Annotated in this window: 10 protein-coding genes; 9 read left to right on the forward strand and 1 reads right to left on the reverse strand. The window is 68.2% G+C overall.

The window, feature by feature from the left end; translation table 11 throughout:
• Nucleotides 1–3: 3 nt before the first annotated feature.
• From KM176_RS10905 to KM176_RS10945, 9 genes are all read left to right on the forward strand, one after another.
• Entirely contained in the window at nt 4–1,461 is a 1,458-nt protein-coding gene (locus KM176_RS10905; protein ID WP_160896017.1) for a flavin-containing monooxygenase, read from the forward strand.
• Between the two features lie 8 nt (nt 1,462–1,469).
• Nucleotides 1,470–2,327 (forward strand): alpha/beta fold hydrolase, encoded by an 858-nt coding sequence (locus tag KM176_RS10910; RefSeq protein WP_160896016.1) that lies wholly within the window; start codon nt 1,470–1,472, stop codon nt 2,325–2,327.
• On the forward strand, nt 2,324–3,244 hold the full coding sequence (locus KM176_RS10915) for an ABC transporter permease (protein ID WP_160896015.1): 921 nt from the start codon (nt 2,324–2,326) through the stop codon (nt 3,242–3,244). The genes KM176_RS10910 and KM176_RS10915 overlap by 4 nt, the downstream gene beginning before the upstream one ends.
• A 10-nt stretch (nt 3,245–3,254) precedes the next feature.
• Nucleotides 3,255–4,112, forward strand: a complete 858-nt coding sequence (locus KM176_RS10920; RefSeq protein ID WP_160896014.1) for an ABC transporter permease — start codon at nt 3,255–3,257, stop codon at nt 4,110–4,112.
• Entirely contained in the window at nt 4,109–5,302 is a 1,194-nt protein-coding gene (locus KM176_RS10925; protein ID WP_160896013.1) for a M24 family metallopeptidase, read from the forward strand. The genes KM176_RS10920 and KM176_RS10925 overlap by 4 nt, the downstream gene beginning before the upstream one ends.
• 1 nt (nt 5,303) lies before the next feature.
• The gene (locus KM176_RS10930; protein ID WP_160896012.1) at nt 5,304–6,311 is read left to right on the forward strand and encodes an ABC transporter ATP-binding protein; all 1,008 of its coding nucleotides are present in this window, start codon (nt 5,304–5,306) and stop codon (nt 6,309–6,311) included.
• On the forward strand, nt 6,308–7,222 hold the full coding sequence (locus tag KM176_RS10935; RefSeq protein WP_160896011.1) for an ABC transporter ATP-binding protein: 915 nt from the start codon (nt 6,308–6,310) through the stop codon (nt 7,220–7,222). The genes KM176_RS10930 and KM176_RS10935 overlap by 4 nt, the downstream gene beginning before the upstream one ends.
• A gap of 64 nt (nt 7,223–7,286) precedes the next feature.
• On the forward strand, nt 7,287–8,780 hold the full coding sequence (locus KM176_RS10940; RefSeq protein WP_236045274.1) for an ABC transporter substrate-binding protein: 1,494 nt from the start codon (nt 7,287–7,289) through the stop codon (nt 8,778–8,780).
• A gap of 79 nt (nt 8,781–8,859) precedes the next feature.
• Nucleotides 8,860–11,070 carry a molybdopterin-dependent oxidoreductase gene (locus KM176_RS10945; protein WP_160896010.1) on the forward strand — a complete coding sequence of 737 codons (2,211 nt, stop codon included), beginning with the start codon at nt 8,860–8,862 and terminating at the stop codon, nt 11,068–11,070.
• A gap of 61 nt (nt 11,071–11,131) precedes the next feature.
• Here the strand turns inward: KM176_RS10945 and amaB are convergent, their stop codons facing one another.
• On the reverse strand, nt 11,132–12,655 hold the full coding sequence (gene amaB, locus KM176_RS10950) for an L-piperidine-6-carboxylate dehydrogenase (RefSeq protein WP_160896009.1): 1,524 nt from the start codon (nt 12,653–12,655) through the stop codon (nt 11,132–11,134).
• Nucleotides 12,656–12,659 lie beyond the last annotated feature (4 nt).

Here is a 12,659-nt window from a genome sequence, read left to right on the forward strand (position 1 = left end):
CCCATGACACAGACCCAAAGTGGCCTTTCCGCCCTTGAAAGCCGGCTCGCCAAGGACCTGAGCCTGCTGGAGCTGCCCGCCAAATCCTGGGTGCCGCCGCGGATGCGCGACGGGGCGCGGGTGCGGGACGTGATCTTCGTGGGCGCGGGCATGTGCGGCCTGGCGGGGGCGGCCAAGCTGCAACTGGCCGGGGTCGACAACATCGTCCTTTACGACGCGGCGCCGAAGGGACTGGAAGGGCCCTGGGACACCTTCGCGCGGATGAAGACGCTGCGGTCCCCGAAAACCCTTTCCGGGCCCTGCCTGGGCCTGCCCGCCCTGACCTTCCGCGCCTGGTTCGAGGCGCAGTGGGGCGAAGAGGCCTTTGCCGCGCTCGGCAAGATCCCGAAAAGCCAGTGGATGGACTACCTGCGCTGGTACCGTGACGTGCTGGCCCTGCCCGTGGTCAACGAAACCCGCGTGAGCGGGGTCGAGGATGCCGGCGAGGGGCTGATCGCCGTGACCCTTCAGGATGCCATGGGCACCCGGGTCGAGCATTGCCGCCACCTGGTGCTGGCCACCGGCCGCTCGGGTCTGGGCGGCGGCGCCGTGCCGGGCTTCCTCCAGAAGATCGACCGCCGCTACTGGGCACACAGCGCCGACGACATCGATTTCACCACCCTGAAGGGCAAGCGGGTGATCGTGATCGGCGCCGGGGCTTCGGCGATGGACAATGCCGCCACCGCGCTGGAAGCCGGTTCGGCGCAGGTCGACATGCTGATCCGCCGCAAGGAAATGCCGCGCGTCAACAAGATGACCGGCATCTCCAGCCAGGGCGTGGTCCACGGCATCCGGGCCCTGCCCGACGCCTGGAAATTCCGCTTCAACGACTACGTCAACAGCCAGCAGGTGCCGCCGCCGCGCAGCTCGACCCTGCGCGTCACCGAGCATCCGAATGCCCGCACCTTCCTGGGCTGCCCGGTCGAGGACGTGATCGAGGCAGGCGACCATATCACCGTGAAGACGCCCCATGCCGATTTCGAGGTCGATTTCGTCATCGCCGCCACGGGCTTCCGCAACGATTTCTCCGGGCGTCCGGAATTCGCCGCCTTCTCGGGGGCGATCCGGACCTGGAAGGACGGCGTCTATACCCCCGACATGGGCCGCGCCGTGCCCTTCATGGTGGATGCGCCCTACCTGGGCGACGATTACCAGTTCCTGGAAAAGACCCCCGGCGCCTGCCCGATGCTGGCCCGCATCCACTGCTTCAACGACGCCGCCATGCTGAGCCACGGCAAGCTGTCGGGCGATATCCCGGCGATCTCGGCCGGGGCGGACCGGCTGATGCGCGGCATCGTCTCCGAGATCTTCACCGCCGACGTGGAGATCCATTTCGCCGGTCTTCAGGCCTATGACACGCCCGAGCTTCAGGGCGACGAGTGGGTCGACAGCACCCCGAGCCTTCTGGAGGCCACCAAATGAGCGCCAAGATGACCGGACGCGAAGACTACATCACCCTCAACGGCTGCCGCTTCCGCTACCGCATCGCCGGAGAGGAGCACGCCCAGACGATCATCCTGCTGCATGGCGGGCGCGGCGCGGGCGACCACCTGGGCGAATGGGGCGCCTATGCGGCGCTGGCCGACCGCTACCGCGTCATCGCCTACGATCAGCGCGGCTGCGGCCTGAGCGAGATCGCCTACCCGATGAACTTCCGCCAGTATGCCGATGACGTCGATGCCTTCCGCCGCCACTTCTGCGGCGAGGACGGCAAGATCATCCTGCAGGGCGGCAGCTTCGGCGGCATGATCGCGCTGACCTACGCGGTGCATTACCAGCAGCACCTGACGCATCTGATCCTGCGCGGCACCGCCCCCAGCCACCACCACGAGGCCGAGGCGATCGAGACCTTCAAGGCGCGCATCGACAAGGTGCCCTCGGCCAGCCCCGAGATGATCGACAAGCTGTTCGGCACCACGATCACCGACGACACCGAGTTCCGGCTGATCTGGTTCGCGCTGCAGCCGCTGTATTACGAGGTCTTCGATCCGAACGGCGCGCTGGAGCGCACCCGGACCATGCACCTGCACGCGGAAACCCATAACGAGATGTTCCGCGAGAAGGAGCACGACCTGCGCGAGGCGCTGAGGACCATGACCGTGCCCACGCTGGCCTTCTGCGGCGAGAAGGACTGGATCTGCCCGCCCAGCCAGACGCATCTGATTGCCGAGCTGTGCCCGAACGCCACCGGCTGGCTGGTGCCCGGCGCCAACCATGCCTGCCACCACGAGAAGAACGCCCTCGTGCTGGAGCGCATCCGCAGCTTCCTGCAGGGAACCACCCCATGACCGGCTTCATCCTGCGCCGCCTGGGCGAATCCCTTCTGGCCGTGTGGGGCGTGGTGACCATCGTCTTCTTCGTCACCCGCGTCCTCGGCGATCCGGCGGCGCTGCTGCTGCCCATCGGCGCCAGCCCCGCCGACATCGCGCAGCTGCGCAGCCAGCTGGGCCTCGATCAGCCGCTGATCGTGCAATACGGCCAGTTCCTGCTCCATGCGGTGCAGGGCGATTTCGGCATGTCCTTCCAGCACAGCCGCCCCGCCATGCAGGTGGTGCTGGAGCGCCTGCCCGCGACCGCCCTGCTGGCCTTCACCGCCATCGCCTTCGGCCTGATCATCGGCGGCATCGCCGGATCGGTCGCGGCCCTGAAGCGCGGCCGCGCGATCGAGCTTGTCGTCATGGCCGTGGCCCTGCTGGGCCAGGCCACCCCGGTCTTCTGGCTGGGGATCATGCTGATCCTGTTCTTCGGCGTGAACATGGGCTGGCTGCCCACCGGCGGCTACGGCAGCTGGCAGAACCTGGTGCTTCCGGCCTTCACCCTGGCGGTCTTCGTCTCGGCCTCCATCGCGCGGCTGCTGCGCTCCTCCATGCTGGAAATCCTGAAGGAGGATTACATCCGCACCGCCAAGGCCAAGGGCCTGCTGCGCTCGACCGTGTTCTTCTGGCATGTCGCGCGCAACGCGCTGATCCCGGTGGTCACCATGACCGCGATCCTGACCGGCGAACTGCTGGGCGGATCGGTGGTGACGGAAACCGTGTTCTCCTGGCCCGGGATCGGGCGGCTGATCATCCAGGCCATCGAGGCCAAGGACTTTCCCGTGATCCAGGCCGGCATCACGCTGATCGCCACGATCTTCGTGCTCATCAACTTCCTGGTCGACCTGCTCTACGGCATCCTCGACCCGCGCATCCGCGCCCGCCGCTGAGGAGCCCAAGATGAAACATTTCTTCCGGGATCTCTGCCGCTCCAAGGCCGGCCTGTTCGGCGCGGTGCTGCTGGCGATCATCGTCCTGCTGGCGCTCTTCGCGCCGCTGCTGCACCTGCCCGATCCGACCCGGGGCGACCTGCGCGCGCGCCTTGCCGGCCCCACCTGGAGCGGGCTTTTCAGCCCCGGCGCCCATCCGCTGGGCACCGATGAGGTGGGCCGCGACATCCTCTCGCGGCTGATCCACGGCTCGCGCATGACGCTGATGGTGGCCTCGACCGCCGTGGTGCTGGGCGGCATCGTCGGCACCTTCCTGGGCATCCTCGCCGGCTACAAGGGCGGCCTTGTCGACCGGATCCTGATGCGCCTCGTCGACATCCAGCTGGCCATCCCGCTGATGCTGCTGGCGCTGCTGGTCGTCGCGGCGCTTGGCCCCTCGATCACCAACGTGGTGCTGGTGCTCGCGCTGACCTCGTGGATCCGCTATGCTCGGATCATCCGGGCGCAGGTCCTCTCCCTGCGGGAACGCGAATTCGTCCAGTCCGCCCGGGCCATCGGGGCTTCCACCCTGCGGATCATGTTCCTCCACATCCTCCCCAACGTGCTGACGCCGGCGCTGGTCGTCGGCACGCTGGAACTGGCGCGGGTCATCATCATGGATGCCGCGCTGTCCTTCCTGGGCCTGGGGGTGCAACCGCCCACGCCCTCCTGGGGGCGGATGCTGGCGGATGGCCGCGTCTACCTCTCTTCCGCCTGGTGGACGGTGACCTTCCCGGGCCTCGCCATCGTGCTGACCGTGCTGTCGGTGAACCTTTTCGGGGACTGGCTGCGCGACTACTTCGACCCCAAGACACGGAGCGCCAAATGAGCCTCGATACCACTGCCCCCCGCCCCCGCATTGCCCGCCTGAAGGCCGCGATGGCCGAGAAGGGCATCGACGCGCTGGTCTCCTTCAAGCCCGAGCACACCTTCTACATGTCGGGCTTCAACCCGGTGCTCTATTCGCACCCGGTGGTCATGATCCTGCCGGCCGAGGGCGAACCCACCCTGCTGGTCCATGCGCTGCGCGATGCCCATGGCCGGGCCGAGGGCTTTGTCGAGGACACCCGTGCCTATGGCGTCTGGTCCACCACCAAGACCATGGGCCCGACCTGGCCCGAGGCGCTGCAGAAGATCCTGGGCGAAAAGGGCCTTGAAGGCGCCACCATCGGGCTTGAGGCCGACAGCACCCCCATGGCGCGCTGGCAGCAGGTGCAGGGTCTGGTGCCGGGCGCCACGCTTGCCGACAGTTCCAAGCTGATCGACCGGTGCCGCCTGATCAAGGACCCCGACGAGATCGAGATGGCCCGCGTCGCCGCCGACCTGGCCGACCGCGGCATGGATGCGGCAATCGCCGCGCTGGCCGACGGCGGGACCGAGCGCGAGGCCCACACCGCCTCGCTGCTCGCGATGAACACCCACTGGACCCACGCGCTGCCCGACAGCATCGAGGTGGCCGATTTCGGCGGCCTGGAAGGCGGCATGGTCAACGGTCTGGCGACCTGGGTGCTGTCCGGCGAGCGGATGTTCCGCAACTGCGACAACTCCATCGCCCGCAAGCCGCTGCCCGGCGAGACCGTGGCGATCTTCATCTGGACCGTGGCCAACGGCATCCATGCCGAGAACGAGCGGACCGTCGCCATGGGCCCGCTGCCCGACGCCCGCCGCCGCGCGCTCGAGACGATCCTGTCGATCCGCGAGGAGATCACCCCGGTGATGAAGCCCGGCACCCCGCTGGCCGAGCTTTACAACATCACCAAGGCCGGGCTGATCAGGGCCGGTTACGACGCCAACATCCCTGGCCGCATCGGCCACACCATCGGCATCGGCGCGCACGAGCATTTCTCGCTCGACGGCAAGACCGATGTGATCCTTGAACCGGGGATGCTGTTCACCCTGGAACCCAACCTGCGCGTCCCCGACCAGGGCGTGGCCACCCAGATCAGCGACACGATCCTGATCACCGAGGATGGCCACGAATACCTGACCAAGTCGCGCGGCGGCTATATCGAGGTCTGACGTGGCGCTCCTGGAGATCAAGAACCTGACGGTCCAGTTCGACACCCCCGGGGGTGTCGTCCATGCCGTCAACGACCTGAGCTACAGCGTCGAGGCCGGGGAAACCCTGGGCATCGTCGGCGAAAGCGGCTCGGGCAAGTCGGTGCATATCCTGGCGCTGCTGGGCCTGCTGCCGACCCCGCCCGGACGGATCGTTTCGGGCGAGGCGTGGTTTGACGGCCAGAACCTGATGGCGATGTCCGACCGCGCCCTGCGCGAGGTGCGCGGCGGCCAGATCGGCATGGTCTTCCAGGATCCGATGTCCTCGCTCAACCCGGTGCTGACAGTGGGCCGCCAGCTGAAGGAAGTGCTGGTGCGCCACACCGACCTGCGCGGGCGCGCCCTGAAGGACCGCATGGTGGAGCTGCTGGATATCGTTGGCATCCCCCACCCCGAGGCGCGCCTGTCGCAATATCCGCACGAGTTTTCCGGGGGTATGCGCCAGCGGGTGATGATCGCCATCGGCATGGCCTGCAATCCCCGCCTGCTGATCGCCGACGAGGCGACGACGGCGCTGGACGTCACCGTGCAGGCGCAGATCCTCGACCTGGTGCGCAAGCTGAAGGAAGACTTCGGCACCACCGTCATCTGGATCACCCATGACATGGGCGTAGTGGCGGAACTGGCCGACACGATCCAGGTCATGTACGGCGGCCGGATCATGGAACGCGGGCCGGTGCGCCCGGTCTTCCACGATCCGCGCTCGGCCTATACCTGGGGCCTGCTGAACTCGCTTCCCGACGAGGGGGCGCGGACCCAGCGGCGGCTCTACCAGATCCCCGGCAGCCCGCCCAACATGGCCAAGCCCCCGGCAGGCGACCCGTTTGCCCCCCGCAACCCCTTCGCCACCGAGCGCTGCCGCGCGGAAGTTCCGCCGCTGCGCGAGGTCGGCGACGTGCCCGGCCACAAGGTCGCGGCCTGGTACGACCTGCCCGCGCTGCTTGCGGCCCAGAAGGAGGAGACGCAATGACCACCTCCCCCCCCGTGCTTGAAGTCAACGGGCTGATGCGCAGCTACGGCGGCGGCAAGACCCTGTTTCGAAAGGAAAAACCGGTGATCCATGCGATCAACGACGTCTCCTTCCAGATCGCCGAGGGCGAGACCCTGGGCCTGGTCGGCGAAAGCGGCTCGGGCAAGTCCACCACGGGGCGCGCCGTACTGCACCTCGAGACCCCCGATGCCGGATCCGTGCGCTTTCGCGGGCAGGAACTGACGACGCTCGCCGGCAAGGCTCTGAAACCCTACCGGCGCGAGATGCAGATGATCTTCCAGGATCCCTACTCGGCGTTGAACCCGCGCATGAAGGTGGGCCGCTTCGTCGCCGAACCCATGGTCGTGCACGGCACCGAGTCGGGCAGCGCGCTGCAGGACCGCGTGGCGGAACTGTTCCGGCTGGTCGGCCTCGATCCCGCCTTCATGTCGCGCTATCCGCATGAATTTTCGGGCGGGCAGCGGCAGCGCATCAACATCGCCCGCGCCATCGCTCTGAAGCCCGCCTTCATCGTCGCGGACGAGCCGATCACCGCGCTCGACGTGTCGATCCAGGCGCAGATCGTGAACCTGTTCCAGGACCTGCAGGATCAGCTGGGCCTGGCCTATCTGTTCATCGCCCACGACCTGTCGATGGTGCGCTACCTGTGTTCGCGCGTCGCCGTGATGCTGCGCGGCCGCATCGTCGAGATCGCGCCGACCGAACAGATCTTCAGCGATCCGCGCCACCCCTATACCCAGTCGCTGCTGGCCGCGATCCCGGTGCCCGATCCGGACCGTCGCCGCCCGCCGCGTCCCCCCTTCGACGTGAGCCGGAACATTCCGCCCCGCGAAGCCCAGATGGCCGAGGTCGCCCCCGGTCACTTCGTCCTCGATCACCCGATCCAATAGGACCGCCCCCAGAAGACCGGGCCGAAGGTCCAGCCTCAACGACTTACCACGACAGGGAAACACCATGACCTACATGTCCCGACTGCTCGCTTCCGCCGCCCTGGCAACGGCCTTCGCCGTCCCCGCCTTCGCGGAGGATGTCACCATCGCCCAGACCTCGGCGATCAACACGCTCGACCCGCATGGCTCCGCCTCGGTGGGCCTCGACCTCTCGGTGCTCAGCCATATCTACCCGACGCTGATCCTGCGCGCGCCGGACTACAGCCTGCAGCCGTCGCTGGCGACCAAGTGGGAAGCTGTGGACGACCTGACCTGGAAGTTCACCCTGCATCCCGGCGCCACCTTCGAGAACGGCGAGCCCCTGGATGCCGACACCGTCGCCTGGAACATCAAGCGGGTGACCGACAAGGAACATCCGACGCGGATCTCCTCCTGGTTCTCTCAGGTCTCGGGCGTCAACGTGATCTCTCCGACCGAATTCGAGATCAAGACCTCGACCCCCTACCCCGCCCTGCCCGCGCAGCTGTCGATGTTCATGCTGCTGCCGCCGAAATGGACCGCGGACCACAACCCGGTGACCGAGACCATGTCGGGCTTCCTCTACAAGGTGTCGGACTACGTTCCGGGTGACCACATCACGCTGGTCCCGAACGAAAAGTACTGGGGCGAGAAGAAGGCCCAGTTCGACCACGTGACCTTCCGCGTCATCCCCGAGACCGCCAGCCGCATCGCCGCCCTGATGGCCGGCGAGGTCGACCTGATCAACAAGGTCCCCACCAACGAGCTGAAGCGGATCGACGACAGCGGCAAGGCCCATGCGGGCTCGGTCGACAGCACGCGCTCGGTGTTCATCAAGTTCAACACCGAGAAGCCGCCGATGGACAACAAGAAGTTCCGCCAGGCTCTGAACTATGCCGTCGACAAGGACCTGATCGCCGATGCGCTGTTTGACGGCAAGGCCACCGTCTCGACCTGCCAGGTGATGACGCCGGACTATTTCGGCTACAACCCGGACCTCAAGCCCTATGCCTACGACCCCGCGAAGGCCAAGGAGCTGATCAAGGAGTCGGGCGTCGACCTGTCCCAGCCGATCGAGTTCGAACTGCCGACCTCGACCTACCTCCAGGGCGAGGAAGTCACCCAGGCCGTGGCGCAGATGTTCCAGGACGTGGGCGTCAAGACCGACATCCAGTCGATGGAATTCGGCACCTACCTCGACAAGTACCGCAAGGCGCATGACCTGGGCCGCCTGTCGCTGCTGGGCCAGGCCTGGCCGACCATGGATGCCGACGGCCTGCTGACCCTGTTCAAGCCGGGCAACCAGTACTCCTACTGGAACGACAAGGCCTTCGACGAACAGCTGGTGGCCGGCAACGGCACCACCGACGAGGCCAAGCGCAAGGAAGCCTACAAGAAGGCGACCGAGATCATGTGCGACGAGGCCCCGGTGGTCTTCCTCTATGCCCAGCCCGCGACCTACGGCTACTCGGACCGCGTCAAGTACACGCCGCGCGGCGATGACTGGATGCGCGCCTTCGACATGACCCCGGCGCAGTAAGTTTACCTCCCCGACTGGCGGCGGGGTGTCCTCGGACCCCTGCCGCCTCTTTTTTTCAAGATACCCTCCGGAGCCCCCGATGGAGCTGTTCGCAAGTCATTTCGGCACCTACGAGATCGCGCGCGACGCCGGCGGCCCGGAGCTGCGGCCCTTCCGGCTGGACCCGGCCCCCTCGGAGGTGGGCGCGGGGTTCCTGGCCCTGGCCGACCACCCGACCCGGATCCGCGGCGCCATGGTGCGGCGCGGCTGGCTGGCCGGCGACGGCGGCGCGGGACGCGGCAATGACGACTTCGTCGCCCTCGACCTGGAGGCCGCCTGCGGGCTGGCCGCGCGGGAACTCATGCGCGTGCGCGCGACCCACGGCAACCGGGCGATCTTCGGCGGCGCCTATGGCTGGGGCTCGGCCGGGCGGTTCCACCATCCGCAAAGCCAGCTGAAGAAGCTGCTGAACCTCGCGGGCGGCTTCGTCTCGGCCCGCAACACCTACAGCTACGGCACCGCCAAGGTGCTGATCCCGCATCTGGTCGGGGCGGCCTATTCCGATCCCGGCGCCTTCAATCCCAGCTGGGACCGCATCACCGCCACCCGGCCCTTCCTGCTGTCCTTCGGAGGGATGCGCCTGGCCAATGCCCAGGTCGAGGCCGGCGGCACCGGCGCCCACCGCACCCGCAGCTGGATCGAGGCCTTCGCCGCCGCCGGTGGCGAGATGACGACGCTGTCCCCCGATGGCCGCGACGCGCCGATGGGCGATCACCTGCCCCTCAACGCCGGGACCGATGCCATCGCCTTGCTGGCCATGGCCCATGTCCTGCTGGTCGAGAACCGCGTGGACGAACCTGCCGTGCGCCGCATCGCGGCGGGCTATGACGGGATCCGCGCGCTGCTGCTGGGCCATGGGGACGGCCAGCCCAAGACCCCCGCCTGGGCCGAGGCGCTGACCGGGCTGCCCGCCGAGAGGATCACCGCGCTGGCCCGCAGGCTGTCGGAAGGTCCGGCGCTGATCAACCTGGCCTGGTCGCTGCAACGGGCGGTGGCGGGCGAACAGCCCTATTGGGCCGCCGTGGTGCTGGCGACGCTGGCGGGGCAGATTGGCCGGGCGGGCTGCGGCATCGCCTGCGGGCTTTCGGCGGTCTCCTCGGTCGGCAACCCGCTGCGGCGGCTGCGCGGACCGGCCTTCGAACAGGGGCCGAACCCGGTGCCCGACTACATCCCCGTCGCCCGCATCACCGAGATGCTGGAACGTCCGGGCGGCACCATCCCCTACAACGGCGAAACGCTAAGCCTGCCCGACATCCGGCTGGTCTGGTGGGCCGGGGGCAACCCGTTCCACCACCACCAGGACCTGAACCGACTGGCCCGCGCCTGGCGTCGCCCCGAAACCGTGATCGTCCATGACAGCGTCTGGACCGCCACCGCGCGCCATGCCGACATCGTCTTCCCTTCGGCCCTGCCGTTCGAGCGCGACGACATCGCCGCCAGCTCGCGCGATGACTGGATCGTCCGCTCCTCCCGGGTGATGGCGCCGCCTGAGGGGATCGAGACCGACCATGCGATCCTGTCCCGCATCGCGGCCCGGCTGGGCCTGAAGGACGCCTTCACCGAGGGCCGGAGTGAGGCCGGGTGGATCGCCCATCTTTACGAAGGCTACCGCACCGCCTTCCCGGAACTGCCCGACTGGGAGACTTTCTGCGCCACCGGTCACGCCAAGCTTGCCGATCCGGCACCCGCAGAGGTGACACAGCCGCTCGAGGCCTTCCTGTCGGATCCCGAAGCCCATCCGCTGGCCACGCCCAGCGGCCGGATCGAGCTGATGCCCGCCCTTGTCACCCGGCCCGACATGCGCCTGGGTTCCGCGCTCAGCCAGCCCCGGCCCAGCGATCTGGAAGAGGATCCCGCCCTGCCGCTGCGACTGCTGTCGCCGCAACCCGAAACCCGGTTGCACAGCCAGCTGGACGGCGCCCCCGCCGCCGAGGCCAGCCGGCAGCTGGGCTGCGAGGTTGCCCGCCTGCACCCGAGCGACATGGCCCATGCCGGCGTGGCCGATGGCACCCGCGCCCTGCTGGAGAACCCCCGGGGCGCGGTGCTGGTCGTGGCCCGGGCCGATGGGCGCGTCATGCCCGGCCATGTGGTGCTGCCCACCGGCGGCTGGTATCGCCCGGAACACCAGCCCGACGGGCGGTTGCTGGACCTTGGCGGCAACCCCAACACGCTGACCCGCGATGCCGGGGCCTCGGAACTGTCGCAGGGTGCCAGCGCCGGCGGTGCCCGGGTGGCCCTGCGCCCCGCCTAGGAACGGCAAACGGCCCGGCGCTGGCGCACCGGGCCGTTGGTGACAGTCACCGGAACCGGCCTCAGTCGATATCGAAGACGACGCCCTGGGCCAGCGGCAGCTCGCGCGAGTAGTTGATGGTGTTGGTCGCGCGGCGCATGTAGGCGCGCCAGGCATCCGAGCCGCTTTCGCGCCCACCGCCGGTCTCCTTCTCGCCGCCGAAGGCGCCGCCGATCTCGGCGCCCGAGGTGCCGATGTTGACATTGGCGATGCCGCAGTCGGAGCCACGGGCGGACAGGAAGGTCTCCATCTCGCGCAGGTCGGTGGTAAAGATCGAGGACGACAGGCCCCCGCCGACGGCATTGTGCAGCTCAAGCACCTCGTCGAAGTCGCTGTACTTCATCACGTAGAGGATCGGCGCGAAGGTTTCGCGCAGCACCGGGCCGGCCTGTTCCGGCATCTCGACCAGAGCGGGCTTCACGTAATAGGAGGTGTCGGGGCCGACCGTCTCGCGTGCGCCGCCATGGACGCTGCCGCCCAGGGACGCGGCCTCTTGCAACGCTGCTTGCATCCCCTCGAAGGCCGCCTTGTCGATCAGCGGACCAACCAGCGCCTGGGTTTCCAGCGGGTTGCCGACCGAGACGGAGGCATAGGCCTTCTTCAGCGCCGGCACGATCTGGTCATAGATCCCCTCGTGCACGAAGAGGCGGCGCATGGTGGTGCAGCGCTGCCCGGCGGTGCCCATGGCGCCGAAGGCGATGGCGCGCAGGGCCATGTCCAGATCCGCCGAGGGGCAGACGATGCCGGCGTTGTTGCCGCCCAGCTCAAGGATGCACTTGCCGAAGCGTGCGGCGACCTTGGGCCCGACGATGCGGCCCATGCGGGTCGATCCGGTGGCCGAGATCAGCGCGACCTTCTCGCTTTCGACCAGCGCCTCGCCCACGGCGGGGCCGCCGACCAGCACCTGGCTCAGGCCTTCGGGGGCCTCGGCGCCGAAGCGGGCAATGGCGCGCTCCAGCACGGCCTGGCAGGCCAGCGCGGTCAGCGGGGTCTTCTCGGAGGGTTTCCAGATCACCGGGTCGCCGCAGACCAGCGCCAGCGCGGCGTTCCAGCACCAGGGCGCGCAGGGGAAGTTGAAGGCGGTGATGATGCCGACCACGCCCAGCGGGTGCCAGGTTTCCATCATCCGGTGCCCGGGGCGTTCGGTGGCGATGGTCAGGCCGTAAAGCTGGCGCGACAGGCCGACGGCAAAATCGCAGATGTCGATCATCTCCTGCACTTCGCCCAGACCTTCGGAGGGCGACTTGCCCGCCTCGATCGAGACCATGCGGCCCAGGTCTTCCTTCGACTTGCGCAGCTCTTCGGCGAACAGGCGCACCAGCTCGCCCCGGCGCGGGGCGGGCACCAGGCGCCATGTGCGGAAGGCGGCATGGGCGGTGGCGATCGCCGCCTCGGTGTCGGCGACGGAATGTTCGGCCAGTGTCGCGACGGTTTCGCCGGTGACCGGAGAGATCACCGCCATGCCGCCCGCCACATCAAGGGCGATGGCAGAGGAACAGGCTTCCATGGTGTCGGCGGTGACGGCAGAGAGGGGTTTCCTCAGCATCGGG

The organism is Pseudooceanicola endophyticus, from assembly GCF_018760365.1.
Taxonomy (GTDB): domain Bacteria; phylum Pseudomonadota; class Alphaproteobacteria; order Rhodobacterales; family Rhodobacteraceae; genus Pseudooceanicola; species Pseudooceanicola endophyticus.

Excerpts from the sequence above, each read along its gene's own strand:
- KM176_RS10905 (WP_160896017.1), top strand. The coding sequence starts at position 4 with ATGACACAGACCCAAAGTGGCCTTTCCGCCCTTGAAAGCCGGCTCGCC.
- KM176_RS10915 (WP_160896015.1), top strand. The coding sequence starts at position 2,324 with ATGACCGGCTTCATCCTGCGCCGCCTGGGCGAATCCCTTCTGGCCGTG.
- amaB (WP_160896009.1), bottom strand. The coding sequence starts at position 12,655 with ATGCTGAGGAAACCCCTCTCTGCCGTCACCGCCGACACCATGGAAGCC.
- KM176_RS10940 (WP_236045274.1), top strand. The coding sequence starts at position 7,287 with ATGACCTACATGTCCCGACTGCTCGCTTCCGCCGCCCTGGCAACGGCC.
- KM176_RS10925 (WP_160896013.1), top strand. The coding sequence starts at position 4,109 with ATGAGCCTCGATACCACTGCCCCCCGCCCCCGCATTGCCCGCCTGAAG.
- KM176_RS10935 (WP_160896011.1), top strand. The coding sequence starts at position 6,308 with ATGACCACCTCCCCCCCCGTGCTTGAAGTCAACGGGCTGATGCGCAGC.
- KM176_RS10910 (WP_160896016.1), top strand. The coding sequence starts at position 1,470 with ATGACCGGACGCGAAGACTACATCACCCTCAACGGCTGCCGCTTCCGC.
- KM176_RS10945 (WP_160896010.1), top strand. The coding sequence starts at position 8,860 with ATGGAGCTGTTCGCAAGTCATTTCGGCACCTACGAGATCGCGCGCGAC.
- KM176_RS10920 (WP_160896014.1), top strand. The coding sequence starts at position 3,255 with ATGAAACATTTCTTCCGGGATCTCTGCCGCTCCAAGGCCGGCCTGTTC.